Here is a 26333-nt window from a genome sequence, read left to right as displayed (position 1 = left end):
GGGGTCTAATCCGCGGACACCGTGCCGAAGGCGGCGGCCAACTCCTCCGCCGCGCGGTCGAGCACCGAGGCCCACGAGCCATAGGATTCTTCGTTAGCGGTGTCCGAAACCTGCTTGAGAAGCGTGCACGGCACACCAAACTTTCGGCACACCGCAGCGATGGCGTAGCCCTCCATATCGCACAGCGCAGAATCCTGGGCAAGGCGCGTGCGGGTCGGGGTATCCGAAATAAAGGCGTCACCCGTGGCAAGCGTGGCGGTCGGCAGCTTACCGGAGGTCTCTAGCTCGATGACCTCCGGGAGCAGATAGCGGGAGACATCGCTGAGCACCTCCAGGTGAAAGTCGTGCTTGCGTACGTGGGAGATCTCGAAGACGCCTGAGAGATCGTCGCGAAGCGCGCCCGCAGTACCGATGTTGATGACACGCTCCGGCAACACCTCTGCCGACGCCAGCACCGTTGTCAGCTCGATGGCGGCGGGAACCGTACCAATACCCGTGATGAGCAGCGGCGCTCCCTCAGGAACATGCGTGGCTTCGGCATCCACGGCGGCGACGAACAGTGTACGACCAGACAGATTCTCCATGCCTGAGAGACTACCCGCTGACCCGAGGAATGCTCTCCGTAACTCTGGCCGGGGTCTCTGCGGCCTTTGTAGGGTCTGGAACCACACCGAGACCTCAGAAAGGAGAACACAATGTTCACACCACGAGTTTTCGCCGGAGCCGCACTACTTTGCTTCCCCCTCATTGCATGCAGCAGCCCAGAAGAGGTTCAGGCTAGCCCCGTCGCCGAAGTCTGCGAGGCTGGCAATGCCCACGCCGCATTCGCCGACAACATCGCCCAGGTTCCCCAGTGGAATGGACATGAATGGGCACTGGTTGATTCCGCCCACTTCGATCCGTGCGCGGAGCTGAGTTGGCAGACCATTTCCGTCGAAGGCGCAACTGCCTCCTCACCGCACCACATCATGCTCTTCCACTACGGCGAGTACATCGGCACCGCCACCGCCGAGCCCTACGCCTTCTTCCCCAGCGTCGAGCAAGTCAATGGCAGTGAGATTTCCGTGACCTACCACTGGCCGCAAGAAGGCGACGCCAATGCCGCTCCGACGGGCACCACGGAAGCAAACTTCCGCTGGGACGCCGCCCAGAACAAAGTCGTCATGAGCGGTGACGTTCCTCCTCGCTAAAATAAAACTAATCGTGCGCCTCACACGAGGCGCACTTTTTATGGAAGGAAAAATAATGCTCAGGCCTGCCTTTGTGGGCGCTATCCTCATCTGCCTCCCACTCGCTGCTTGTGCGCAAAGCCATCAGGACGAGGCAGAGACCCCTATGTTCAGTGCGGTCCACAACAGCTCGGCGAGCGTTGCCGCCGAAAGCACCACGGAAGAGGAGATAAGCCCTGAGCCGACGAGCAACGAGGCACCTTCCCCTACCCAGAGCGCGGACAAGTCGGAGTCCTGCGAGGATATTGACGCCGACGAGGCCTATCAATCAGGCATTGGCAGCATCGCGCCGTGGAATGACTACGGCTGGCAGCTTTCCTCTTCCGCCGGTTTCGACCCTTGCGCGGCTTTGAGCTGGCAAATTATCACCATCGAGGGTGCCACGGCCTCCTCACCGCACCACATCATGCTCTTCCACAAAGGCGAATACCTTGGCACCGCCACCTTCGAGCCTTATGGTTTCTTCCCCACCGTCGAGCGAGTGAGTGACGCTGAGATCGCCGTGACCTACCACTGGGCCCGCGAGGGCGAAACCACCGCCGGGCGCACCGGCGAAACGCATGCCGGATTCCGCTGGGACGAAGACCAGCAGAAAACAGTCATGAGAGGCGACGTTCCGCCAACGTCTTTGGGCAGTTAAAGACGTAATCAATCCGCCGCTTTTGCTCCCCCTTGTCCTTCTAAGAAGTTCTCGCACGCATTAGGCGCGATTTTTTCCGCTGATGTATTTTCGCACTATGAGCAAACAACAAATTCACCAGCACATCGCAGTTTTTGGTCAGGCTGGAAGCGGAAAGACAGTCCTTCTTTCCTCACTCTTTGGCCGCCTCCACGAGCCATCAGCAATCCGTAAGAACGGGTACAGATTCCTAGCGGAAGACTCCGCGCGCGGAAACAAATTGCTCCAAAAATACTTGGGAATGAAAGAGCAAGCCCAAGCTCCGATGCAGGATAAGTTTGTTTCCTCTCCATTCAGCTTTAGATTCGTCCCCGAGTCCCAACCTTTGGACGCGAAAAAGAAGACTTCGCACATTGGCATTACTTGGCATGACTATCCAGGCGAATGGTTTGAGTCCGAAGTCAACTCTGAAAGCGAAAGAAATGATCGGGCGCATACTTTCCGCCAACTGATCCAATCAGATGTCGCTCTGGTTTTGGTTGACGCACAAAAGCTGCTCGACCACCAAGACGAGGAAGAGCGCTACCTCAAATCACTATTCGGCACCTTCCGGAACACATTGCTGGGCATTAAATCCGACATCATTGCTGACAATGAACGGCTGGAGCAGTTTCCCCGCATCTGGGTTATCGCGCTTTCTAAAGCCGACCTCATGCCGGAGTTGGATGCGCACAGGCTCCATGAACTCGTCGTTCTTCATGCCGCAGATGAACTGAACGCGCTGCGAAGAGTTCTGGCAGATTTCGTCAACGGCGACGAGGCTCTATCCGTCGGAGAAGACTACATCGTCATTTCTTCAGCTGAGTTCAACAACGGCACTATTGATTTAGAAAAGCACAAAGGCGTCGATGCTTTGCTTCCGCTATCTACGATTTTGCCTATCCAACGCTACCAGCGGTGGAATGTATTGCGCCTTCTCCCGGCTGGCCTAGCAGACGAAAAGATCGTAAAGAGGGGGCTTGGCATAGCCCAAACGGCTCTTGCGATGCTTGACAAAGTAAACAAGAAGCCATTCAGTTTTCTAGCGAAGGCTCAAGGTATCGCTGGTCTGGTTGATCCCCTCATGTCTGCGGCCATTCCGGAGATTGCTAAAGCTCGAAAGGATGCGGTGGAAAAGCATGAATTTAGGGAATTGCTACTTACAGATTTCGTCATGAAATTGCGCGAGAGCATTGACAACAACATTCTCGAAAGGTCACCGCGATGGAAATAATCTGGGCTACGCGAGGCAAACATTGGGGCCATAAGTTCTTACTCGATGGCGGCTATAAGGACCCATTGCCGCCATATCTTGAGGCATTTTCGGGCTTTGAAAACTCCCGCCGCGTGTTTGAACGCTGCAATGGGCACTTGGCTTTAAGGTTTCCAGATCCAGAGGAGCGCCACGATGAGTCAGGCCGCTTGATTTACCACGACCTAGTTATCAGCGGCCATGCCATTACCGATGCCCACTCTTACGACGAAGCATGCTCTTTTATGTGGCCTTTGATTGCAGACGAATATAACAAGCTCTGGGATGCAGAAAACTAGAAAAGAATCTGGGCTCGTTAAACAGTTAATAGCCGCCGTGAATATCAAGACCTTATCCCCAGAAAAATGATGAAGATGACTGATGGCTGGAATTCAGCAGAATTCGCGGAGAAGATGAACTACCTGCTTAAGCGATACTACGCAGGAGACAACGGGCTTTCTCCGGCTGCAGTAGAACTTCGGGTGGTGTGGAGAACAGCGGGACTCGCCTACGCAATTTTCACGGTCTCGAATCCGAAAGGGATTGCGTATGTGGGACTGGAAATGACAGTTCTTCCGGGACCTGGGTCTGCCATGTCGGAAGAAGAAACCGCTATAGAAGGCTGGTTAGACCGATTAGCCGGGGATACCCTGGCCAGCACATTGGATTACAACGAAGATGACAAAATCCAATGGAAAGGAAAGGCCGCCGACAACACTCCAGAGTTTTTCTCAGAGCTAGGACCCGCTGTGGGAGAAGTGTTCTTCCCCACCGCCGGGCGCACCGGAGAAACGCATGCCGGATTCCGTTGGGACGAAGACCAGCAGAAAACAATCATGAGCGGTGATGTCCCACCGAATTAAACCCCTTATTGTGAGGGTAAATACGGCTATAGTGTGACACGGCTTCCTGTGAAAGCTGCTGTCTGCCGCCCCCGTTTTAAGGAGTTTTCTGCGTGACTAATAGCAACCCCTGGGCCCCGCCAAGCAACGAGGGCCCGGAACGTCCTGCACGCTCGGGAAGCATCGTGATCATCGCTGTCGTCGTACTCCTTGCGATCATTGCTGGTGTCACGTGGCTGTTAATGTCGCGCTCCTCTTCTGAAACCACAGAGCAGGAGGCCCTCTTTACGCAGGTGGCCCCGAGCACCAGCACAACAAATGCTGAGGCCACCACAACAAGCAGTGAAACCCGCACTACCAGCGTTAAGACGAGCAATGCAAAACCCGTGACGTCTAAAGTCACACCTCAGGATAGGTGCGGTACAGCAGCTGAAAAGACCAGGAATGATATTCCCCGCCCGATGACGCTGTTTTGCAATGACGACTGGCTCTACCTCGCCACAGAAAACAGCTCCTCTTTTTATCTCTATTCCTGGGGCGGCGGAGAATGGGTTCCTTATAAGAACGACGATGTCGATGACACCTCGTCGATCAAGTGCTGGGATTCCAACCGCCTCAGCGCCGACAATGTCCCGAAGCAAATCACGGATGGCATCCCTCTCTGCGAACAGAGCACCGAGGACAGCGCTGAGAGCACACAAGCGCAAGAGACCTGCGATGGCCGCTACATTCTCATCGTGGATTCCCTCCTCGTCCCTTATGGCGAGTCCCCGCAATCCGAAATCGACCGCGTGGAGGCCCACTACGCCGGAGTCAAGATCATGCCGGGAACAGCATGCAGCTCGCTGCGTTCGGAACACGAAGGCAAGCAGGTCTATGCGGCCTACTACGACGCCGGCCACAGCGTGGATGAGGTCTGTAAGCTCAAGGCGCGATACGGTGGCAACGCCCGTTCGCTCAATAACAATGCAGATTTCAGCGATCCCTGCTAACCCCTCGAAAGGACTTTTCGCCTCGTGGCACACTACAACCTCTATAACTCCCTCAACCTTGACCCTTCCGCTGATTCCGCGACCCTGACCTCGGATATCGAGCGCCGCCTCTCCGCGACTGACCCGTCCAACGCCGCGCTTTACGACGAACTCTCCACCGCCCACAGCATCTTCTCCCGCCAGGACCGCCGCGAGCAGTATGACCGAGCACTCGCGGATCCCTTCGGCCCCGAGGTGGACGTCGCCCGCATCCGTGAGATCGCCACGTCTGGCTCGGGCGTGCAGCTCATGCCCCAGCCGTCGACCGCCCAGGCTTCCGGTTCCTCCAACTTCAACGTTGATCTGAGCAACTTCTCCTTCGCCGTGGAGCCCTCCCGCCAGCGCGCCCAGTCGATTCAGTGGTGCATCGTGTGGGGCCTGCTGGCCTTCATGTGGATCATCTCCACTATTCGCGGCCTCGGCGCCCTCGCGGAGGTCGGCAACGCCAGCAGCGTCGAGCTCCTCTACGGCGCCGATGACTACGTCGACGAGGCCAGCTCCGCCGGTGCCTTCTTCTTCATGGTCGCCGGCGGCACCCCCGTCTACCTGATGATTGCGGAGTTCATCTGGTCCCTGCGCAAGACCCTGGGCCGCAAGCAGGCCGAGAAGAACGTTTAAAACGCCGAAACCCGCGGCCATAAAGCCGCGGGTCAGGGGGTATTAGCGCAGACGCTGGCCCACAAATCCTGCTGCCAACGTATTGCCGCTGGACTGATCGATGAGCAGGAAATTGCCCACCGCGCCGCGGGCGGCATAGTCCTCGACGGGAAGCTCCGCCTGCGTTTGGACGGTGATGTAGGCGATGTCATTGAGTGCTGCGGACTCCGGGGCCTCAACATCGGCCACGCCATCCAGGTCGAGGATGCGGTCCACCGATGCCACGCGCGCCTTGACCAATGCTGTGCCATAGCGCAGCTTCACCATCTGTCCCGCGCGCAGCTCCTTGTCTGTGAGGACCACCGCGGTGGCGGCGAATTCGCGCACCTCCTCCGGGCGCTGCGAACCGGCGATGAGGTCGCCGCGGGCCAAGTCGATGTCATCGGCCAGCCTAAGTACCACGGAATCCCCGGCGCGCGCCGCCTCATCGGAGCCAAGCGGGCCGTCGGTGGTATCAATCGCGGTGACCGTCGAGGTCCGCCCGCCCGGCAGCGTCACCTCATCCCCCACCGCCACGTGCCCGGCCTTCACACGCCCGGCATAGCCGCGGTAATCGGAGGCGTGCTCGCGGATGACGTATTGGATCGGGAAACGCAGGTCCAGATCATCGGCGCGGCCGGTGGCCACTGGGACGGTCTCGAGCGTTTCGAGGACCGTCGGGCCCTCGTACCACGGCATGTTCGTGGAGCGTTCCACCACGTTATCGCCCTTCAACGCGGAGATCGGGATGGCCACCGAATCGGTGATACCCAAACGCGCGGCGACCTCGTTGAACTCAGTCTCAATCGCACGGAAGGTGGCCTCGTCGTAGTCCACCAGGTCGATCTTGTTCACGCCCAGAATCACGTGGCGCACGCCCAGCAGCGCGGCGACGTTGAGGTGGCGGCGGGTTTGCTCGACGACGCCATTGCGGGCGTCGACAAGCAGCACCACCACCTGGGAGGTGGACATGCCGGTCACCGTGTTGCGCGTGTACTGCACATGACCGGGCGTATCGGCCAGGATGAGGGTGCTTATCGGTGGCGAAGTAGCGGTAGGCCACGTCGATGGTGATGCCTTGCTCGCGTTCGGCGCGGAGGCCGTCGACAAGCAGCGAGAGGTCCATGCCGTCGAAGCCGCGGTCGGCAGAGGAACGCTCCATGGACTCCACCTGGTCCGCCAGCACGGACTTGGTGTCATAGAGCAGGCGGCCCACGAAGGTGGACTTGCCGTCATCGACGGAACCGGCGGTGCACAGGCGCAGGGTATCGCGCTGTTTGAGCGCGCCGACATTCGGTGCGAGGGTAGTCGTCATCAGAAGTAGCCTTCCTTCTTGCGGTCCTCCATGGCGGACTCGGACAGTTTGTCATCGGCGCGGGTGGCGCCGCGCTCGGACAGGGTGGAAATGGAGATTTCCGCGAGCACCTCATCGGGCGAGGCGGCGGTGGATTCCACGGCACCGGTGCAGGACATATCGCCCACGGTGCGGTAGCGCACGGTGCGGGTCTCCAGCGGCTCACCCTCGCGCGGGCCGCCCCACTCGCCCGGGGTCAGCCACATGCCGTTGCGGTTAAATACCTCGCGCTGGTGAGAGTAGTAAATGGAGGGAAGCTGCAGGTTGCGCGCGCCGATGTACTCCCAAATATCGGACTCGGCCCAGTTAGAGATGGGGAAGACGCGGACGTTTTCGCCGGCCATCTTGCCGCCGTTGTAGAGGTCCCACAGCTCCGGGCGCTGGCGGCGCGGGTCCCAGCCGCCGAAGGAATCGCGGATGGAGAAGATGCGCTCCTTGGCACGGGCGCGTTCCTCGTCGCGGCGGGCACCACCCAGGACGGCGTCGTAGCCGCGCTCGGCGATTGTCTCCACCAGCGGCACGGACTGCAGCGGGTTACGGGTGCCATCGGGGCGCTCCTGGAGGTCACCGCGATCGATCCAGTCCTGGACGTGGGCGACGTGCAGGCGCGCGCCGGTCTCCGCGACGAGCTGATCGCGGAAGTCGATGACCTCCGGGAAGTTGTGGCCGGTATCGACGTGGATGAGCTCGAAAGGCACGGTGGCCGGCGCAAAGGCGCGGCGGGCGAGCTCGAAGACCACGACGGAGTCCTTGCCGCCGGAAAAGAGCAGGCCTACCTTGTCGAATTGCCCGGCGACTTCGCGCAGGATGTGGAGGGATTCGTTCTCTAAGTCTCTAAGGTGTGGTGAAAGAGTCATTATTCGTGCAACCCGCATTCTGTCTTGCCGTCAGCGAAAACGCGCCCGGAGCGCGCATCCTCGCCCTCGCCTACAGGGAAGGTCAACGGCGCGCAGCCGATGGAGCGGTAGCCCTGGAGGGTGAGGGGGTGGATGATGAGGTCGTGTTCCTTGATATAAGCGTCGGTGTCATCGAGGTCCCAGGTAACAATCGGGGAAATCTTCAGCCGGCCCGTGCGGTCCAGGCTCAGCGCCGGGGCGGTGGCGCGGTGCTCGGAATCGGCGCGGCGCAGGCCGGTTACCCATCCGACGTAGGGGTCCATGGCCATGTTGAGCGGCTCCACCTTGCGCATGCGGTTATAGGCCGCGACATCGCGCGCGTACAGGCGCGGGCCATAAATCTTGTCCTGCTCCTCGGGGCTCAGGATAGGCAGGACGCGCACGAGCGTCAGGTCCGCATAGCGCTTGGCGACGTCCCCCGCTACCTCCAACGTCTCCTTAAAGTGCCAGCCGGTGTCGATGAAGAGGAGGTCAGCGTCGAGGTGCGCTTGGTGCGCGAGCTCGGCGAGCACCGTGTTTTCCATGGACATCGTGACGGCAAGCCGGCCCGGCGCGTGCTCGGCGGCCCATTCGGTGATGGTCTCGGCAGAGGCGTCATAAAGCTTGTCGGCCCACTCCTCGACGAGTTCCTGGTTGCGCTGGGCCACGGCAGGCTCGAGCGGCGCGGTGTCGCGGGTGCCTTCGGGGCTAATGCTGGGATCGCGGTAATCGCCGCGGTCCAGCAGGTTTATCGGTTCGGTCATGACACCTCACATTAAAGGGAGGCGGGCGTGTGCGCAGCCCCACAGTGGGGCGCGGGGGCTGTGAGCTTGGGTACTAGGGAGAATAAAAATTAGCCAGAATGAACCGAGCGGACTAGATTTACAGACTAGACAGTCTATTTCTTCCGAACTGAAGGGGTTCTCATGCAGCGTGTCGCAATTGTCGGGGACAGCCCCGCCGCGCTCTCCACCGCCGAACGGCTCATCAGGGCCGGGCTGTGTGTAGACCTCTACTGCGAGCGCCCCGCACCCTTCGGTTTGCTGCGCCGCTTCGCCGGGCTCTCCGGCGCGGAATCCGTTGCTGAGCCGTGCCCGAAGGGGACAACGCCGCGGCTGCGGCTCATCGGCAACGTCCGCGTCGGAGCCGATATTTCCCACGCGGACCTCAACCAGCTCTCCGCCTCCGGGGACCGCCACCTTGTTCTGTTGGAGCTCATGGCCCGCGGCGTGGCCATCACCACGTGGGAGGGCCTGTGCCAGCCCACCGACGACGTCGAGGACTGGGCCGCCGTCACGGCGCGGGCCCAGCGCGCGCCGGTCTGCTTCTAGCGCGCTAGACGCGCTCGCGTCTAGCGGGATAGACTTGCGCGGTCATTGACCTTTGGCCTTTCCAGGCCGCTCACACGAAACGTTGGTCTATGGAACTCCTACGTATCCTCATATCCCGCTCGAAGCCGTATACCGGCTACGTCATCGCGGTGCTGCTTCTCCAAGCACTGTCCACCGCAGCAACGCTTTACCTCCCTTCGCTCAACGCGAAGATCATCGACAAGGGCGTTGCCCAAGTAGACATCGACTACATCTGGCACACCGGCGGCATCATGCTCATCGTGGCCTTCATCCAGGTCAGCGCCGCCATCGCCGCTATCTGGTTCGGCTCCCGCACCGCCATGGGCCTCGGCCGCGACCTGCGCTCCGAAGTCTTCCGCCGCGTCACCCGCTACTCCGCCGAAGACATGAGCAACTTCGGCACCGCCACCCTCATTACCCGCGGCACCAACGATGTCCAGCAGGTCCAGATGGTCTACATGATGATGCTCAACTTCATGGTTGCCGCACCGATCATGTCCATCGGCGGCATCATCATGGCCATCCGCGAAGACGCCGGAATGTCCTGGCTCGTCGCAGTTTCCGTCATCGTGCTGCTGGCCGCCATATCCCTCATCATCGTCCGCCTCATGCCGCTCTTCCGCTCCTGGCAGGAAAAGCTCGACGTCATGAACGGCACGCTGCGCGAGCAAATCGCCGGCATCCGCGTCGTCCGCGCCTTTACCCGCGAGGAGCACGAGGCCGAGCGTTTCCGTACCGCCAACCGTGACATCACCAACCTCTCCCTGAAGGTCGGCCAGCTGTTCATCCTCATGTTCCCCATCATCACCGTCATCCTGAACGTAGCCACGGGCGCGGTCCTGTGGTTCGGCGGCCACCGCGTCGACGATGGCCTCGTGGAAATCGGCTCACTGACCGCCTTTTTGCAGTACCTGCTGCAGATCCTCGCGGCGGTCATGATGGGCACCTTCATGGCCATGATGCTGCCCCGCGCCGTCATTTGCGCGCGCCGCATCACCGACGTCCTCGAGCGCGAGCCCTCCATCGTCGAGCCCGCTAACCCGCTCACCCCGGAGCGCTCCGAGGGTGTGGTCGAGTTCGACAACGTCACCTTCCAGTACGCCGGCGCGGAAGCGCCCGTGCTTCACGACGTCTCCTTCACCGCCACCCCCGGCACCACCACCGCGCTCATCGGCGCGACCGGTTCCGGCAAAACCACCGCACTCTCCCTGATCCCGCGCCTCTACCTCCCGACGAAGGGGCGCGTACTTCTCGACGGCACCGATATCGCCGATATGGCACGAGGGGACGTCGTCAAGCGTGTGGGCCTCGTTCCTCAGAAGCCGTACCTGTTTAGCGGTTCCGTGGCCTCCAACCTGCGCCTCGGCGCCCCGGACGCCACCGACGAGGAGCTGTGGGAAGCGCTGCGCGTGGCCCAGGCAAACTTTGTCGAGGACCTCGACATGCACATCTCCCAGGGCGGCACCAACGTTTCCGGTGGCCAGCGCCAGCGCCTGTCCATCGCGCGCATGCTGGTGGCGCGGCCGCTGGTGTACCTGTTTGATGATTCCTTCTCCGCGCTCGATGTCCTCACGGATGCCGCGGTACGCGACGCCATGCGGGAATACACCGCGGAGGCGACGACCATCATCGTGGCGCAGCGCGTGAGCTCGATCATGGACGCGGATCAGATTCTGGTCATGGACGCCGGGCGCGTTGTGGCCCGCGGCACGCACGAGGAGCTGTTGGAAAGCTCGACGACGTACCGCGAAATTGTGGAATCCCAGGAGGTGGCATAAATGACTGAGCAAGATAACGCGACGTTAGAAGCCGAGATCGAGGAGAAGACCGGCGAGAACGCGCCGCGCAAGGCCAAGAACTTCTGGCCCTCCGCCAAGCGTCTTTTTGGCCTGCTCGCGCCGTTCAAGGCGCAGCTTGTCGCGATTGCCGCGATGAACCTCGTGTGCGTGTTCCTCGCCGTGGCCGCGCCCAAGGTTATGGGCAAGGCCACCGACGTCATCTTCTCCGGCGTCATTTCCCGCCACCTGCCCGCCGGTATGACCAAGGAGCAGGCCATCGCCGCTCTGCGCGCGGGCGGGCAGGATAAGTTCGCGGACATGGCCTCCGCCATGGACTTGAACCCCGGCTTCGGCATTGATTTTTCCAAGCTGGGCACGATTATCGGCATCGTGATTGCGATGTACGTGGTGTCCTCGCTCTTCCAGTGGTGGCAGGGCTACCTTCTGAACTCGCTGGTGATGAAGGTTGTCTTCGATCTGCGCGAGCGCATCGAGGCGAAGATCAACCGGCTGCCGCTGAACTACTTCGATACGCAGTCGCGCGGCGACCTTCTGTCGCGCACCACCAACGATGCCGACAACGTCCAAACGGCCCTGCAGCAGGCCATTTCGCAGCTGTTTTATAACCTGCTCATGGTCATCGGCATCACGGTCATGATGTTCACCGTGTCCTGGCAGCTGGCCCTCGTGGCGCTGCTGGCGCTGCCGCTGACCGGTGTGGTCATCGGGGTCGTCGGCTCGCGCGCGCAAAAGCAGTTCAAGGCGCAGTGGAAAGCCACCGGTGACCTCAACGGGCAGGTCGAGGAAGCCTTCTCCGGCCACGACCTGGCGACCGTCTTCGGACGCATCGATTCCATGACGGAGGACTTTGATAAGCGCAACGAGGAGCTCTTCCGCTCCGCCTCGCTGGCGCAGTTCCTGGCGGGCATGATGATGCCGATCATGCAGTTCATCTCCTACCTGTCCTACGTGGTCATCGCGGTGCTCGGCGCGTTGAAGGTGGCCTCCGGCAACCTCACGCTGGGTGGCGCCCAGGCCTTCATCCAGTACTCCCGCGAGTTCAACCAGCCGCTGGGCCAGCTCGGCGGCATGATGCAGCAGGTGCAGTCGGGCGTAGCCTCGGCCGAGCGCGTCTTCGAGTTCCTCGACGCGGAGGAAGAACCCGCCGAGGAGACCACCTCCCGCCTGGGCGGCCGCGCGAAGGGCCTCGTCGAGTTCGATGACGTGGACTTCGGCTACGATGCCCCGCTCATCCAGGACCTTTCCCTCCGTGTGGAGCCCGGCCAGACCGCGGCCATCGTGGGCCCCACGGGCGCCGGCAAGACCACGCTGGTCAACCTCATCATGCGCTTCTACGACATCGATTCCGGCACCATCCGCCTCGATGGCGTCGACACCGCGCAGATGTCGCGCCACGAGCTGCGCTCGCAGGTGGGCATGGTGCTGCAGGACGCCGTCGTCTTCGAAGGCACCATCATGGACAACATCCGCTACGGCCGCCTCGACGCCACCGACGAGGAAGTCATCGCCGCCGCCAAGGCCACCTACGTGGACCGCTTCGTCCACGCGCTGCCTGAAGGCTATGACACAGTCATCGATCAGGACAATGGCGCGATTTCCTCCGGCGAGCGCCAGCTCATCACCATCGCGCGCGCCTTCCTGGCGCAGCCGGCGCTCCTCATCCTCGACGAAGCGACCTCCTCCGTGGATACCCGCACCGAGGTGCTTGTTCAGGACGCCATGAACGCGCTGCGCGCTGACCGCACCTCCTTCATCATCGCGCACCGCCTGTCCACGATTCGTGACGCCGACATCATCATCGTCATGGAGGAAGGTCGCATCGTGGAGCAGGGCACCCACGCCGAGCTTCTCGACGCCCACGGCGCCTACTGGCGCCTCCACCAGTCCCAGTTCCACGAGGACTAGTCGACGGTCACGGACATCCTCGGGGCCGAGAACGTGTCACCCGTGAGGTTCGCCAGCTCAAGGGTGACGTCGCTTAAGGAAAGGTGCTCCATGAAGGCGTCGGGAAGCTCGGCGTCCGGAGCAGGGGGAATTCCGAGCTGATCGAGGACGGCATTGATATCGCCGCTGGTGAGATCCGCCGTGACGGGCACGGTGCGCGCACCCTCGACGGTAGGCGTGGCGGTCAGCGAGGTCGCCACGATGCGCGCGGGCTCCACGGTGGTTATCGAACCACCGGTGGTGAGCAGGCCATCGCCGGCATTTCCGGGCAAGGTGATGGCCAGGTTGCGCACGGCAAGGCGATCGCCGGTGAGCTCGATAACGCGCACCTCCCCGTCGCGGGTGGGCATCGTGCCCAGCGTGGCTTTCACGTTTCCCGTTAGCGTGACCTCGTCCGCCTTCACGGTGGAAAAGTAGGGCTGCGCCGGGGCGACCTGCGCGCTCACGCCCGTCGCGCTCGCCGCAGCGACCATGGCGGCCACGAACAACACGCTCCGTGAGCGCGAAGGACGGTGCTTAAACATCGGTGGGCTCCCACGCCAGGGTGAGCGCGCCGCCAATGATGCCGAGCAGTGAACCGATGAGGAAGCCTCCCAAGTTAGAGGTAGGCAGCGCAATCACGGCCACGATGATGCCGAGCACTCCCAGATACGTCGAGGTGGCCGGGCGAAACCACGCTCCTAAGCCGAACATGACCAACAGCGCCCCGATGAGCAGCGTGGACACGCCCGACACCGTGGAAATCATGACCAGCAGGTCCGAGATATGCACGGTGAAATACGCAGGCGTGGCGATGACGATTCCCGAAAGTATGAGCAGCAAACCCGGGATGAACGGCCGCCCACCGCGCCACGCCTTAAACCGATCAGCAGCCATTTCCGCGGCCCCGTTCCACGGATACGCCCACGTTTTGTGCTGACAGCGTCTTGGCGCCGATGGAGGTGGCGCGGACGTCGTCGGCAGTCAGCGAAACCTTCTTTGCATACAGGCCCCACGTTCCGGGATCCGCGGTGGTGGACAGCTGGCGCGCATCGATGCCCACGTTCGCGTCCTCCATGACCAACGAGCCCTCGATGTCTGACGCGCCGACCAGCAAGTCGGTGGCCTCCACGCTGTTATCGCCTTTCGCCTTCAGGGCCAGCGTGGCCTCCCCCACCGCGGGCAGGTCCGTCGTGACGTAGAGGCATAAGTCCGAGGCCACCGCGTGCTCCAGCTTCAACCGGGCCGTCGGCACGTCCTCCTCGCCCTTCTTGTCACTATCCACGAATAGCGAGAAAGCCTCGCCCTCCAAGTGCCGCATGTTGACGTTGAAGAACGTTCCCGATAGCGCAAGGTTCGCTGTCAGACCGCCCTGCGCCACCGCAAACCCCGTTACCCCGAAAGCCGCAAAACCTGCGATGAGCCCCACCGCCGCCTTCGGCGCACTGATTCTTCCCATACACGTCAGCTTATTTCTCTGCCTCCGAAAACACTAGCTGAATGCTGACTCACTGATTTAGGGGCCGAGGATTTAAGGTAAGAGGCACACACAGCAGCAATTAAAGGAGCGCGCATGTTCGGCTGGGTTGCCATCGCCGCATCGGTCCCGGTGTGGCTGTACTTTTTCTACCGCCTCACGGCGCTGTTTCGGTTCATCCGCTCCGGCGGCCCCACGCAGCTGAACCGTACCGACCGCCCCGTGGCGCGCCTCGGCCGCGTCCTCACCGAAGTCTTCGGCCATACCCACTTCAAAGGCCGGCCGCTGGTCAACGCCGCGCACTGGCTCGTCATGGTGGGCTTCCTCTTCGGCGCCATCGTCTGGTTCGAGGCCTATATCCAAACCTTCGCACCCGATAAAGGCTGGCCGTGGCTCGGTACGTGGCCCGTGTACCACTTCATCGAAGAGGTCCTCGCGATCGGCACCGTGCTGGGCATCTGCTTCCTCATTGGCGTGCGCCTGAAACTCGGCCACACCGAGCGCGGCAGCCGCTTCTACAATTCGCAGGTCTTCCCCGCACGCCTGGTGGAGGCCATCGTTCTCCTCGAGGGCCTAGGCATGCTCGCCGTCAAGGCCTCCGCCATCGCCACCTATGGCGGAGGCTCCCCGTGGGCTGATTTCTTGACCATGCGTGTGGCGGGGACTATGCAGGCGTCGCCAAGCATGGTGCAGTTCTTTGCCCTAGTGAAGCTGCTGACGGGCCTGGTGTTCATCGCCTGCATCGCGCGCTATTTCCAGTGGGGCGTGATGTGGCACCGTTTCATGGCCTTCTTCAACATCTTCTTCCAGCGCAACGCCACGGGTGAAAAGGCGCTGGGCTCAGTGCCCACACCCGACCTGGAGGACCTTGAGCCGGGGAGCTGGAAGATGCTTCTCGACGCCTCCTCCTGCACCGAATGCGGCCGCTGCCAGGACCTCTGCCCCGCATGGAACACCGAGAAGCCGCTGAGCCCGAAGAAGCTCATGATGGACCTGCGCCAGGGCGCGCTGGATAACTACAACCCGCACGAGGGGCTCAACGTGCTGGCGATGGCGGGCACGATTGATGATGACGTCCTGTGGGCCTGCACCAACTGCGGTGCGTGCGTGGACCAGTGCCCGGTAGACATCGAGCACATCGACCACGTGGCGGACCTGCGCCGGTTTAAGGTACTGGCGGAGTCCGACTTCCCGTCGGAGCTGACCGGGCTGTTCAAGAACATGGAGACGAAGGGCAACCCGTGGGGGCGCAACGCTTCGGAGCGCCGCGCGTGGATCGACGAGGCGCGTGCCGATGGCATTGAGGTGCCGATTATCGGTGAGGACGCGGAAGATTTTTCGGACCTGGAGTACCTGTTCTGGGTCGGTTGCGCGGGTACGTATGACGACAAGGGCCGCGCCACGACGCGCGCGGTGGTGGACATGCTGCACACCGCCGGCGTGAAGTTCGGTGTGTTGGCTACGGGCGAGACCTGCACCGGTGACCCGGCGCGCCGTGCCGGAAATGAGTTCCTGTTCCAGGTGATGGCGGAGCAGAACGTCGCCACGCTTAACGACGCCTTCCGTGGCGTCCCCAAAGGCCAGCGCAAAATCATCACGACGTGCCCGCACTGCTTCAATACGATTCGCAACGAGTACCCCGACTTCGACGGCCACTTCGACGTACTGCACCACACGCAGCTGCTCAACCGTTTGGTGCGGGAGAAGCTGCTCGTGCCGGTGCCGCGCTCCCCGGAGAACCGCAAGCCGGTGACCTACCACGACCCGTGCTTCCTGGGCCGCCACAACAAGGTCTTCGACCCGCCGCGTGAGCTCGTGGAGGCGACCGGTGCGTCGCTGGCGGAGATGGACCACAACCGCGACGAGGCCTTCTGCTGCGGCGCCGGTGGCGCGCGCATGTTCATGGAGGAAAAGCTGGGCAAGCGCATCAACGAGTTCCGCTCGGAGCAGGCCGTGGCAACGGGCGCGGAACAGATCGCGACGGGCTGCCCGTTCTGCAACGTCATGCTCACGGGCGGCGTGAAGTCCATCGCGCCGGAAACTCAGGTCAGCGATGTGGCGCTCATGCTGCGCAGCGCCATCGCCCCCTCCGGCGACCTTCCTGCTCCGCGTGAGAAGGCCTTCCTCGATACGCCTCGCCGCCTGCCCGTGGAAGATTCCGACGCGCCTTCCCCGGAAGGACCCGCTGCGCAATCTGCCCCGACAAGCTCCCCGCAGGCCCCCACCGCTGCGCCGTCCGCACCAAGCGCTCCCTCTGCGCCCCAAGCTCCGTCCGTGCCAACCGTGCCTACTGCTCCAGCGGTTCCTTCCTCCCCTGGAGCTCCGATTGCACCGGCGGCTCCGGCTGCCCCCAGCGCTCCCGCTGCGCCGTCCGCACCAAGCGCCCCGCAAGCACCCGCAGCGCCTAGTGCCCCGGCTGCTCCTTCGGCACTGAAGCCGCCAACCGCGCCCAGCACTCCTGCGGCGCCGTCCGCTCCGACACCACCGGCGGCCCCCAGCGCACCCGCGGCACCAAAGGCTCCAGCCGCGCCCAGCGCACCTCAGGCACCCGCAGCGCCGTCTGCGCCCAGTGCGCCGGCTGCTCCAGCAGCGCCAAGCGCACCAGCCGCACCGAAAGCACCATCTGTGCCAGACGCGCCAGGGGTGCCGAAGGCTCCGGGGGCGTCGGCAAGCAAGGGCGACTAGTGCGACGTCGGCCACACCACCAACGCACGGGGTAGGCGTGCCTGATACCCCACAGGTACGCTCTACCCCATGCAAACTGACGTAACCTACGTCCTCGCCTCGGGCGAGACCAACTACACCAACTCGCTGGTGTCCTTCGCATGGATTATGGCGGTGGCGCTGTTGGCACCGTTGGTATCCCATGCCCTAGGCAAGAAGATGCCGGCCGTGGCGCTGCTCATTTTCTTCGGCATGCTCATCGGCCCATCGATGTTGGGCCTGGCCCATGAAGACCCCGGCATCGGAATGCTCAAGGAGCTTGGCGTTGGCGCGCTGTTCCTGCTTGCGGGTTTTGAAATTGACCTCGCCAGCCTGAAGTCGAAGGAAGCCGCGACGGGGCTGTCCACGTGGCTCATCTGCATGGTGGTGTGTGGCGTCGGCGCGTACTTCCTCATGGATGACATCCCGGGTGCCATCGTCATGGCAATTGCTTTGACGTCGACGGCACTGGGCACCATCACGCCGATGCTCAAGCAGGACAAGCTGCTTGGCACGCGGGTGGGCGATTCCGTGGTCATCCACGGCGCCATCGGTGAGGTTGCGCCGATTACCGCGATGGCGCTCCTTTTGGGAACGCGCTCCACGTGGACCACAATGTTGATTCTTCTGGCCTTCATCGCAATCGCGGTCGCCGTGGCCATCATGCCCTTTGCCATTACGACGCTCATGCCGTGGTTCAAGGACGCATTCATCTCCGGGGCGGGCTCCACTAACCAAACCATCATGCGCCTCATCATTTTGATTCTGGCGATTCTCATGGCGGTCACGGCGGTCTTTGAGCTCGATATCGTGCTGGGCGCCTTCGCAGCGGGCATCATCCTGAACCGCATCGTGCCCGATGAGTTCCATAAGGGCTTGGAGAACCGCCTCGACGTGGTGTTTTATTCCATGCTCATCCCGGTCTTCTTCGTGGTCTCCGGCATGGCGATTGACTGGAAGGTCATCGTGGACGAGCCCCTCAAGGTCCTCGGCATCCCGCTTCTTATCCTGGTGACCCGCGGCCTGCCAGTGTTCCTGCGCGAAAATATCCACCACACGGGCTCCGACGTCGAAACCACCCGCGAGCGCCTCCAAGTGGCTCTCTACGCGGCAACCGGCCTGCCCATCATCGTGGCGGTGATGACGCTTGCGGTGGGTTCGGGCATCGTCGATACAGAAATGGCCTCCATCTTCATCGCCGGTGGCGCGCTCACCGTGGCTATCTTCCCGTTCCTATCCGGCCTCGTGCGCGAAAAGGAGCAAGCTAAATAGGCTGTTAGGATGGCTATTGTGACTAATCCTTTCAGCATGCGGCTTTCCGACGCCGAACGGACCAACGCCGTCAACGACCTCGCCCAAGCCTTGGGTGAAGGCCGTCTATCGATGGACGAGTTTGAGGAGCGCACCGACGCGATAATGGAGGCGACGACCCGCCGCGAGCTGGCGGCCGTCTTCATGGATATCCCCACCAAGGCCAGCACGGAGCTCAAGATTTACTCCCAAGGTGAAATGGAGCGCGCCTACCAGGCTACGAAGAAGCCTCGACTGGCCACGGCCATGGTGGGCACGCTGGGGTTGTTGTTCGGCTCGATTGCATCTTTCGGTGCCATGTCCGGCGTCACCGCCGCGCTGACCGGAACGGGATTGCTCTTCCTCATCCCCGCGCTGTGGATCATGCTGTACGTGGCCAAGGTGGGCCCGGAATCCTGGCACCGCCCGTCGCCGCGCCAGATCGAGCGCCAGCGCATGCGCGAGCTCAAGGCCGCGGGCGCGGAGGAACGCGCGCAGATGCGGGCGTTGGAGCAGGCGCAGTGGGCGGAGAGGCGTCGTCAAGCAAGCGAAATCACCGGCGATGCGATGAATCTGGCCAAACGCAAGCTGGAGCAGTGGAACCAGAAGTAACATATCCGGCATGACACACAACCGGATTTTTGATCAATCCACCAAACTACAAGGCGTTGCCTACGATATTCGCGGCGAGGTTTCCACGGAGGCCGAGCGCATGGAGCTCGACGGGCACAGCATTTTGAAGCTCAACACCGGCAACCCGGCAGTGTTTGGTTTCGATGCGCCGGACGTCATCATGCGCGACATGATTGCGGCGCTGCCGACCTCCCAGGGCTACTCCACGTCAAAGGGCATTATCCCGGCGCGTCGCGCGATTGTGACGCGCTATGAACTGGAGGATTTCCCCAGCTTCGACGTCAATGACGTGTACCTGGGAAACGGCGTCTCCGAACTGATTTCGATGGTCACGCAGGCGCTGCTTGACGACGGCGATGAGGTTCTCATCCCCGCCCCTGACTACCCCCTGTGGACGGCGGCGACGTCGCTGGCGGGTGGCACGCCCGTACACTATTTGTGCGATGAGGAGGATGATTGGAATCCGTCCATTGAGGATATTCGCGCAAAAGTAACGGAGAAGACCAAGGCAATTGTGGTCATTAATCCGAATAACCCGACGGGTGCTGTGTACTCGCGTGAAACGCTGCAGAAAATCGTTGAGGTAGCACGCGAATACAATCTGCTGATTCTGGCGGATGAGATTTATGACCGCATTCTTTATGACGGCGCGAAGCACATTTCGATTGCCTCCCTGGCGCCGGACTTGCTGACGATCACGTTTAATGGCCTGTCGAAGGCCTACCGCGTGGCCGGCTACCGCGCCGGCTGGATGGTGCTGACGGGCCCGAAGTCCCATGCCCGCGGTTTCATTGAGGGTCTGGATTTGCTGGCGGGCACGCGCCTGTGCCCGAATGTACCGGCGCAGCACGCGATTCAGGTCGCACTTGGTGGGCGGCAGTCGATTTATGAGCTCACCGGTGAGGGTGGTCGCTTGCTCAAGCAGCGCAATGTCGCATACGAGAAGCTCAACGAGATTCCAGGCGTATCCGTGACGAAGCCGATGGGCGCGTTGTATTGCTTCCCGCGCTTGGATCCAGAGGTCTACGAGATCCACGATGACGCGAAGCTCATGCTCGACATCCTGCGCGCCGAGAAAATCCTCATGGTGCAGGGCACCGGCTTTAACTGGCCCACGCCGGATCACTTCCGCGTGGTCACGCTGCCGTGGGCTTCGCAGCTGGAGAACGCGATTGAGCGGCTCGGCAACTTCCTGGTGAGCTACCGCCAATAGCCCTGCTTTCCGCGATCGGGCGGGCGCAAAGAGACGCACTCGGCACAAAAGCGTGCGCGTCTCTCCTATCGGTCGGGCGGAGCGGGACTTCCCGGCTCAGAACGTGTGGATGTCGGAGATTCGGCCGGCTTTGCGGTCTGGGCACGACGGCTTGTGCTAGGCCCCGCAACGGTGCTTACTGTGTCTTGACGGTTTTCGTGAATACGCTGGGCGCGTGGTGCGCGGTGCGGATGTACCGGTTCCCGCGGATCGCGGGGGCCGGCTGGCACCCACTTAACTTTGCCGTTTTCCCGCACGATACGGCCACGGCCCGGGAGACCATTGATGGCGTTGTGATACTTGCACAGCGGGGTGAGGTTTTCGGGGTTTGTCTCGCCGCCGTTTCTCCATTCCTTGATGTGGTGTATCTGGCAATAATCAGCCCCACACAAGCAACGGCCCCAGGCACAGGTTGGTTGTTCCCCACTTGCCATGATGCGCTGCTTCTCCGAGGCAACCCGCTGGGTGCGGTGAAGTTCCACGGGGCCTTTGACACGGTCGACGAGCATGACGAGTCCTTCTTCGGCGAACTCGCGCTCGATAAGTTCTTTGCCCGTAATCTTGGCGCCGTTGGATAGCTGAATCACGATATCCCCAAGGTCAGGCGCCGCGGTATCAGCGCCAAGTGTCTCATGGTTGGTGGATTGGGTTGCAGATGACGCTGGCTGGCCGGAAAGAGGAGCGTTCGGGTCCGCAGAATCGGGGCGCGGCGTGGACGGGTCACCCAAGCGGCCCAAAATTCTGGCGTACTCGGGAAGCTCCATGACGGCGAGGGTCTGGGGAACGGGGCGGGCAAGGCGGCCCTCGTGAAACGCAGCCGTAAACGAGCCGACGGGATCGTCTTCATCAATGTTGGGACGCAGGTCCTCGATAAGCGCGGCCGGGGCGGTGAGCGTGAGCTTGGACAGCTCCTTACCCCGGCGAATTGTCACGCCAGGCTTCGGCGCGGGCGGCGGGTTGAGCTCGCGAAGGCGCTCGCGCGCATAGCGAGCCACGGCCTTCTCATCGCCAGAAATCCCGCACAGCTCAATGCGCAGATCCCATGCCTCGCGCTGTTTCTTCAGCCGCCCAGCGAAGCGCTCAATGAGCAGCAGGGTGGGCAGGTCGTGGCCATTATCGCGAGCCGCTGCAATAGCGCGCGCTTGTTTGCGGGTGAAGGAGGTGGAGGCAAAGTAGACGTCGAAAAGCGCCAGCAGAGAACGCGCCACGGACTCTGGACCCCACGCCCGCAGCTGCTCAAAGCTGAGCCCCGCAACGCCGGCGACGAGCTCGATGCCTGCCGCCTGGCTGCGTAGATGCGCTTCAACAAGGTTCATGCCAGCAACGCTAAACAACCCACCCGCGCCTCACAACGGCAAAGCCTCCAGCCTGTGGATAACTTGTTGGACGCATCAACATTAGTTTTCTTTTTCTTGATAACCATTCACAATAGTAGGCATGACTAATCCGTGGCGTACGGGACTTCTCGGTTTCCTGGTACTTGCAGCCCTCGCAACACTCACCGGCCTGCTTATTCTCCGCCCCACCAGCGCGCCGACGGAGCACACCAGCCCGGACTTCGACAAGACCTATGCCCTCAACCAGCCACAGGTAGAGGGCACGGTCGCGACTGTTGATAATCACCTGTGCAGCGACCCGCACACCGGGCGCGCTTTCGACGAGGCCCCGCTCATCCCGGCAGCAGGCGATGACACCTCGTGCACGCGCGCGCTCATCGAGCTGACCACCGGTCAGGATGCGGGCCGCAAGACACAGCTGGTGTTTTATGGAGTCGCCGGCGAGCCAACGCTAGCCGTGGGTGAGGACGTCATGCTCTCCCGCTCAGACGACGGCACCTATGCCTTCGCGGACTACCGCCGCGGCGGCAACCTCACTTTGTGGGCCATCATCGCCGCCATAATCATCATTGGTTTTGCCGCCTGGCACGGCCTGCGCGCGTTGCTCGGCCTGGGTATTAGCCTGGCCATCGTCTTGTTTTATCTCATCCCCTCCCTCGTGGAGGGCCACGCACCGCTACCCCTCGCGCTGGTCACGTGCGCGGCCATCATCTTCATCGTCGTCCCGCTTGTCCACGGCGTGAACTGGAAGTCCGCTTCGGCACTGGGCGGCGCACTGGTGGCGCTGGGTGTTGCGGGGGCGATCGGGTGGGCGTCGATAAGCAGCACAGCGCTTACTGGTGCCAGCTCAGAAGAAAACCTCAAGCTACTGCTGTACATGCCTGGCGTGCCCATTGTGGGCGTGCTGCTGTGCGGGTTCATCGTTGGCGCGCTAGGCAGCCTCAACGACATCGCGGTGGCGCAGGCCTCCACTGTGCGCGAGCTGCATGCCGCCGACCCCACGGCGGGACCTGGTCAACTCTTTGCCTCTGCCATGAAGGTGGGCCGCGACCACATCGCCTCCATGGTGTATACCATCGTGTTGACCTATACCGGCGCGGCGCTGCCGCTGCTCATGCTTATCACGGCGGCGCAGCGCCCGGTGGGCCAGATTCTATCCAGCGACCTTGTGGCTACCGAGGTCATGCGATCCCTGCTCGGCGCCATGGCGCTGACCTTGGCGGTGCCGCTGACCACGGCGATTGCGGCCTTTACGATGCCGGAAGGACGCGGCCGAGTGCTTCCACAGTCCAGCCGGCCGCGCGCCAAGCATCGACGTTGAGAACGTTGCGACCGTCGATGATATGACGGCGGGCCACGAGCTCGCCGGCCTCCGCTGGGTCGAGGTCGCGGAACTCCTGCCACTCGGTGGCAAGGATAACCAGCTCGGAATCCTTAAGAGCCGCGCTTGCCGACGCCACGTAATTCAACGTCGGGAACACCTTCTTCGCGTTCTCCATACCCTGCGGGTCATAAACCGTCACGGCGGCTCCCGCCAGGGAGAGCGAACCGGCCACGGAGAGGGCCGGCGAATCGCGGACGTCGTCCGAGTTGGGCTTGAAAGCACAGCCCAGCACGGTGACGCGGTGTCCCAAAAGAGAGCCGTTGAATGCCTGCTTGGCCAGGTCCACGACGCGGTCGCGGCGGCGCATGTTGATGGCATCGACCTCGCGCAGGAAGGTCAGGGCCTGGTCCGCACCGAGCTCACCAGCGCGCGCCATGAAGGCACGGATATCCTTGGGCAGGCAGCCGCCGCCGAAGCCCAAGCCCGCGCCGAGGAATTTGCGGCCGATGCGTTCGTCGTAGCCGATAGCATCGGCGAGCTTGACCACGTCGGCACCGGCAATCTCGCAGATTTCAGACACGGCGTTGATGAAGGAGATCTTGGTGGCCAGGAAGGCGTTGGCGGAGACCTTGACCAGCTCGGCAGTCTGCAGGTCCGTCACGATGAACGGGGTGTTCTGCGCCAGGGGCTGGGCATAGACCTCGCGGGCAACCTCTTCGGCGTTACTTACACCGTCGGCGAGCCCTGCCTCGCCGACGCCGAGGACGATGCGGTCCGGGGTGATGGTGTCCTTGACGGCGTAGCCCTCGCGGAGGAACTCCGGGTTCCAGGCAATCTCCACGCTGGTGCCCTCCGGGGCGAGTTCATCGGCCATTTTCTGCAGCTCCGCTGCGGTGCCCACTGGGACGGTGGACTTGCCGAAGATGATGTGCTCGCCCTTGAGACGCGGCACGAGCTCCGTGATGACGGACTTCACGTAGGTTAGGTCCGCTGCATAGGAGCCGTGTGCCTGCGGGGTTCCTACGCCGAGGAAGTGCAGGTTGGCGAATTCCGCGGCGTCGTCATAGCTGGTGGAAAAGCCCAGGCGGCCGGACTCGATGTTGCGCTCGAGCACCTCCGGAAGGCCGGGCTCATAGAACGGCACACGGCCGTTCTTGAGGGCTTCAATCTTGCTTTCATCAACATCTACGCCGAGCACCTCGTGGTCGAGTTCCGCCATGCAGGCAGCGTGCGTCGCACCCAGGTAGCCGGTACCAATCACAGTCATACGCATAACCGGGAATTTTAGGCGCGGTTGACCAGAAGCGCGCGGCGAGCACGAAAAGTTTAACGGAAGTTCAGATAGGACTTCGACGGCGTCGGCCCGCGCTGGCCCTGGTACTTCGACCCCAGTGCGCCGGAGCCATACGGGGCCTGCGCCGGCGAGGACATCTGGAAGATAGCCAGCTGGCCCACCTTCATCCCCGGCCACAAGGTAATGGGCAGGTTCGCGGTGTTAGACAACTCGAGCGTGATGTGTCCGGAGAAGCCCGGATCAATGAATCCGGCCGTCGAGTGCGTCAGCAGGCCCAGTCGCCCCAAGGAGGACTTGCCCTCCAAGCGTCCAGCCAAATTCGCGGGCAGGGTGAATTTCTCCAGCGTTGCACCAAGCACAAACTCACCCGGATGCAGCACGAAGGCATCCCCCTCAGCCACCTCTACCTCGCTGGTGAGGTCCGGCATCTCCTGCTTGGGGTCGATGTGCGTGTAACGCGAGTTATTAAACACGCGGAAGAACTTGTCTAGGCGCACATCGATTGAGGAAGGCTGGACCATCGCTGCGTCATAAGGCTCAATGCCCAAGGCATCAGGCCCCTCTGAGTCGATGGCGGCACGAATATCACGATCAGAAAGAAGCACGGCACACAGTCTACCTCTCCACTGGGCCTTTTATGGCCTCGGGCGGCGGCGGTGCTAAGCTTTACAACGATGCACAATCTGCATTGCGCCGACGTAGTTTAGTGGTAGAACATCAGCTTCCCAAGCTGAGAGTGCGGGTTCGATTCCCGTCGTCGGCTCCACGTATTTTCCCAGTTCATGGACTAATTTCATACCTACAGGATGGACCATGACAGCCCCTATCTTCACGCCCAAAACCACAGCGGAGCTTCGCGCTGAACGTGAGCATGTACTTCAAGATCTTGCGCCCCGCACAATCGATGAGCTCCGCGAACAGCGCGCGGTTGATCAAATTTTAGCCATCGACGAGGCCACTCTGAATCGGTATGAAGCCCTGTGCTTCGTTATCGGCGACTAGACAGACACGTTTTCTCTCAGAGCTACATCGTCCCTAGCCTGAGATTCAAAAATTACCCCCACGTCAATACCAGGGCGTGCGGTAACAAACCCCACAGGCAGGACACAATGGGCAAGCACGAACCAGCGGAAATCAGCGACGCACCCAAGAAGAAGGGCGTCAACCCCAACGCCATCATTGCGTTAATTCTGATCCTCGTCGGTCTCGGTGTCTTGCTCTACCCCGTCGTGGCCACGCAGTGGAACAACCACACCCAATCCCGCGCCGCCGAGGAATACGCCAAGCTGGAGAAGCAAGCCCCGCCAGAAGTACTGCACACCGCCTGGGAGGAGGCACAGGCCTACAACGCCCAGCTGGGCCAAATCAGTGTGGAAGACGCTTGGACCACCACCGATGACGAGAACTCTCCCGAGTACCAGCGCTACCGCCAATACCTGTCTGTGTTGTCAGAGACCGATGCCATGGGTCGCATCGTCATCCCCTCCATCAATTCCGATCTGCCCATTTATCACGGCACCTCAGAAAAGGCACTCTCCCGCGGCGCTGGCCACCTCTATGGCACGGACCTACCTGTCGGCGGCGTAGGTGACGGCGAGGGCCGGCACGCAGCACTTTCCGCTCACACGGGCCTACAAAACGCCACGCTGTGGGACAACCTGACCAAGGTCAAGAAGGGTGATGCTTTCTATATCGCCGCCGGCGGCGAGAAGCTCAAATACGAGGTGCACGATATTCGCGTCGTCGAGCCTGCAGACACCAGCTCGCTCCACCGTGAGCCTGGCCAGGACCTCGTTACGCTCATTACCTGCACCCCATACGGCGTAAATACCCACCGCTTGCTCGTCACCGGCCACCGAGTGCCGATGGATCCGGAAGATGAGGCTGCGTTCAACAGCTCGGGTGTTCACTGGCAGTGGTGGATGTGGGCCATCCTGGCTGCCGCTGCCATCATCGTGCTTCTGCTCATCTACTGGTGGCGCAAATATGTCAGCACCGCTAAGGATGCCGTGCTTGACGACGACCCGCAAGAATCCTAACCGCCAATGAAAATGCAATAAGGCCCGCCCTTC

The 26333-nt window shown here is 61.9% G+C and carries 26 protein-coding genes, 1 tRNA gene and 1 pseudogene; 18 read left to right on the top strand and 10 right to left on the bottom strand.

Going from position 1 to position 26333, the window contains the following annotated elements:
* Positions 1-5 precede the first annotated feature (5 nt).
* Positions 6-584, bottom strand: coding sequence for a nucleosidase (locus tag M5J06_RS07425; RefSeq protein WP_070523666.1), 579 nt, complete (start codon positions 582-584; stop codon positions 6-8).
* Positions 585-695: 111 nt separating this feature from the next.
* Here M5J06_RS07425 and M5J06_RS07420 point away from each other — a divergent pair, with 111 nt between their 5' ends.
* The 7 genes from M5J06_RS07420 (at position 696) to M5J06_RS07390 (ending at position 5630) form a co-directional block, all read left to right on the top strand.
* The gene (locus M5J06_RS07420) at positions 696-1190 is read left to right on the top strand and encodes an LppP/LprE family lipoprotein (RefSeq protein WP_070523669.1); all 495 of its coding nucleotides are present in this window, start codon (positions 696-698) and stop codon (positions 1188-1190) included.
* Between the two features lie 55 nt (positions 1191-1245).
* Positions 1246-1869, top strand: a complete 624-nt coding sequence (locus M5J06_RS07415; RefSeq protein WP_070532057.1) for an LppP/LprE family lipoprotein — start codon at positions 1246-1248, stop codon at positions 1867-1869.
* A 97-nt stretch (positions 1870-1966) separates the two neighbouring features.
* On the top strand, positions 1967-3121 hold the full coding sequence (locus tag M5J06_RS07410; protein ID WP_250224337.1) for a TRAFAC clade GTPase domain-containing protein: 1155 nt from the start codon (positions 1967-1969) through the stop codon (positions 3119-3121).
* A complete protein-coding gene (locus tag M5J06_RS07405; protein ID WP_193634721.1) occupies positions 3112-3438 on the top strand; it encodes a hypothetical protein in 327 nt (108 codons plus the stop codon). The genes M5J06_RS07410 and M5J06_RS07405 overlap by 10 nt, the downstream gene beginning before the upstream one ends.
* 75 nt (positions 3439-3513) lie before the next feature.
* A complete protein-coding gene (locus M5J06_RS07400; RefSeq protein WP_227485907.1) occupies positions 3514-4002 on the top strand; it encodes a hypothetical protein in 489 nt (162 codons plus the stop codon).
* Between the two features lie 92 nt (positions 4003-4094).
* Positions 4095-4973 (top strand): flagellar basal body-associated FliL family protein, encoded by an 879-nt coding sequence (locus M5J06_RS07395; RefSeq protein ID WP_250224336.1) that lies wholly within the window; start codon positions 4095-4097, stop codon positions 4971-4973.
* Between the two features lie 24 nt (positions 4974-4997).
* Positions 4998-5630 carry a hypothetical protein gene (locus M5J06_RS07390; protein WP_250224335.1) on the top strand — a complete coding sequence of 211 codons (633 nt, stop codon included), beginning with the start codon at positions 4998-5000 and terminating at the stop codon, positions 5628-5630.
* Between the two features lie 42 nt (positions 5631-5672).
* Here the strand turns inward: M5J06_RS07390 and M5J06_RS07385 are convergent.
* The 3 genes and pseudogenes from M5J06_RS07385 to M5J06_RS07375 all read right to left on the bottom strand — a co-directional run bounded on the left by M5J06_RS07385 (position 5673) and on the right by M5J06_RS07375 (position 8641).
* Positions 5673-6963 (bottom strand): annotated as a pseudogene (locus tag M5J06_RS07385) (sulfate adenylyltransferase subunit 1).
* Positions 6963-7859 carry a sulfate adenylyltransferase subunit CysD gene (gene cysD, locus M5J06_RS07380; RefSeq protein ID WP_250224334.1) on the bottom strand — a complete coding sequence of 299 codons (897 nt, stop codon included), beginning with the start codon at positions 7857-7859 and terminating at the stop codon, positions 6963-6965. Before cysD ends, M5J06_RS07385 begins: the two are co-directional and overlap by 1 nt.
* Complete coding sequence (locus M5J06_RS07375) at positions 7859-8641, bottom strand: phosphoadenylyl-sulfate reductase (RefSeq protein WP_250224333.1); 783 nt, start codon at positions 8639-8641, stop codon at positions 7859-7861. Before M5J06_RS07375 ends, cysD begins: the two co-directional genes overlap by 1 nt.
* A gap of 162 nt (positions 8642-8803) precedes the next feature.
* On the opposite strand from M5J06_RS07375, the gene M5J06_RS07370 reads away from it, so the two are divergent.
* The 3 genes from M5J06_RS07370 (at position 8804) to M5J06_RS07360 (ending at position 12933) form a co-directional block, all read left to right on the top strand.
* Entirely contained in the window at positions 8804-9208 is a 405-nt protein-coding gene (locus tag M5J06_RS07370; RefSeq protein ID WP_250224332.1) for a methylenetetrahydrofolate--tRNA-(uracil-5-)-methyltransferase, read from the top strand.
* Between the two features lie 89 nt (positions 9209-9297).
* Entirely contained in the window at positions 9298-11007 is a 1710-nt protein-coding gene (locus M5J06_RS07365) for an ABC transporter ATP-binding protein (protein WP_250224331.1), read from the top strand.
* On the top strand, positions 11008-12933 hold the full coding sequence (locus M5J06_RS07360; protein ID WP_250224330.1) for an ABC transporter ATP-binding protein: 1926 nt from the start codon (positions 11008-11010) through the stop codon (positions 12931-12933).
* Here M5J06_RS07360 and M5J06_RS07355 read toward each other — a convergent pair.
* From M5J06_RS07355 to M5J06_RS07345, 3 genes are read right to left on the bottom strand one after another with little or no spacing between them, the layout of a single operon-like run.
* The gene (locus tag M5J06_RS07355; protein WP_250224329.1) at positions 12930-13496 is read right to left on the bottom strand and encodes a hypothetical protein; all 567 of its coding nucleotides are present in this window, start codon (positions 13494-13496) and stop codon (positions 12930-12932) included. The two genes, M5J06_RS07360 and M5J06_RS07355, sit on opposite strands and share 4 nt — an antisense overlap.
* Positions 13489-13848 carry a DUF6114 domain-containing protein gene (locus tag M5J06_RS07350; protein ID WP_070596987.1) on the bottom strand — a complete coding sequence of 120 codons (360 nt, stop codon included), beginning with the start codon at positions 13846-13848 and terminating at the stop codon, positions 13489-13491. Before M5J06_RS07350 ends, M5J06_RS07355 begins: the two co-directional genes overlap by 8 nt.
* Positions 13838-14410 carry a DUF6230 family protein gene (locus tag M5J06_RS07345; RefSeq protein ID WP_154736608.1) on the bottom strand — a complete coding sequence of 191 codons (573 nt, stop codon included), beginning with the start codon at positions 14408-14410 and terminating at the stop codon, positions 13838-13840. Before M5J06_RS07345 ends, M5J06_RS07350 begins: the two co-directional genes overlap by 11 nt.
* Positions 14411-14524: 114 nt before the next feature.
* Here M5J06_RS07345 and M5J06_RS07340 point away from each other — a divergent pair, with 114 nt between their 5' ends.
* The 4 genes from M5J06_RS07340 (at position 14525) to M5J06_RS07325 (ending at position 20267) form a co-directional block, all read left to right on the top strand.
* Entirely contained in the window at positions 14525-17113 is a 2589-nt protein-coding gene (locus M5J06_RS07340; protein ID WP_250224328.1) for a (Fe-S)-binding protein, read from the top strand.
* 69 nt (positions 17114-17182) lie between these two features.
* Positions 17183-18403 (top strand): cation:proton antiporter, encoded by a 1221-nt coding sequence (locus tag M5J06_RS07335; protein ID WP_070523707.1) that lies wholly within the window; start codon positions 17183-17185, stop codon positions 18401-18403.
* A 9-nt stretch (positions 18404-18412) separates the two neighbouring features.
* On the top strand, positions 18413-19033 hold the full coding sequence (locus M5J06_RS07330) for a DUF1707 SHOCT-like domain-containing protein (protein ID WP_425458770.1): 621 nt from the start codon (positions 18413-18415) through the stop codon (positions 19031-19033).
* Positions 19034-19043: 10 nt separating this feature from the next.
* Positions 19044-20267, top strand: a complete 1224-nt coding sequence (locus tag M5J06_RS07325; RefSeq protein ID WP_101736112.1) for a pyridoxal phosphate-dependent aminotransferase — start codon at positions 19044-19046, stop codon at positions 20265-20267.
* Between the two features lie 65 nt (positions 20268-20332).
* Here M5J06_RS07325 and M5J06_RS07320 read toward each other — a convergent pair whose 3' ends face one another.
* Positions 20333-21622 (bottom strand): HNH endonuclease signature motif containing protein, encoded by a 1290-nt coding sequence (locus tag M5J06_RS07320; RefSeq protein WP_070597037.1) that lies wholly within the window; start codon positions 21620-21622, stop codon positions 20333-20335.
* Positions 21623-21743: 121 nt separating this feature from the next.
* On the opposite strand from M5J06_RS07320, the gene M5J06_RS07315 reads away from it, so the two are divergent.
* Positions 21744-22964 (top strand): YibE/F family protein, encoded by a 1221-nt coding sequence (locus tag M5J06_RS07315; protein WP_250224326.1) that lies wholly within the window; start codon positions 21744-21746, stop codon positions 22962-22964.
* Here M5J06_RS07315 and M5J06_RS07310 read toward each other — a convergent pair.
* The gene (locus M5J06_RS07310) at positions 22894-24234 is read right to left on the bottom strand and encodes a UDP-glucose dehydrogenase family protein (protein ID WP_250224350.1); all 1341 of its coding nucleotides are present in this window, start codon (positions 24232-24234) and stop codon (positions 22894-22896) included. The two genes, M5J06_RS07315 and M5J06_RS07310, sit on opposite strands and share 71 nt — an antisense overlap.
* A gap of 59 nt (positions 24235-24293) precedes the next feature.
* Positions 24294-24866 carry a dCTP deaminase gene (dcd, locus tag M5J06_RS07305; protein WP_250224325.1) on the bottom strand — a complete coding sequence of 191 codons (573 nt, stop codon included), beginning with the start codon at positions 24864-24866 and terminating at the stop codon, positions 24294-24296.
* Between the two features lie 87 nt (positions 24867-24953).
* Here dcd and M5J06_RS07300 point away from each other — a divergent pair.
* The 3 genes from M5J06_RS07300 to M5J06_RS07290 all read left to right on the top strand — a co-directional run bounded on the left by M5J06_RS07300 (position 24954) and on the right by M5J06_RS07290 (position 26300).
* A tRNA-Gly gene (locus M5J06_RS07300) sits at positions 24954-25027 on the top strand.
* A 47-nt stretch (positions 25028-25074) separates the two neighbouring features.
* A complete protein-coding gene (locus M5J06_RS07295) occupies positions 25075-25263 on the top strand; it encodes a hypothetical protein (protein ID WP_070448130.1) in 189 nt (62 codons plus the stop codon).
* A 107-nt stretch (positions 25264-25370) separates the two neighbouring features.
* Positions 25371-26300, top strand: coding sequence for a class C sortase (locus M5J06_RS07290; protein ID WP_250224324.1), 930 nt, complete (start codon positions 25371-25373; stop codon positions 26298-26300).
* The last annotated feature ends 33 nt before the right edge of the window (positions 26301-26333 follow it).

It is taken from the genome of Corynebacterium intestinale (assembly GCF_023574125.1).
Lineage (GTDB): Bacteria > Actinomycetota > Actinomycetes > Mycobacteriales > Mycobacteriaceae > Corynebacterium > Corynebacterium hesseae.
The sequence above is the reverse complement of the archived record's forward strand: the minus strand, read 5'-3'. Positions and strand labels throughout refer to the sequence as shown.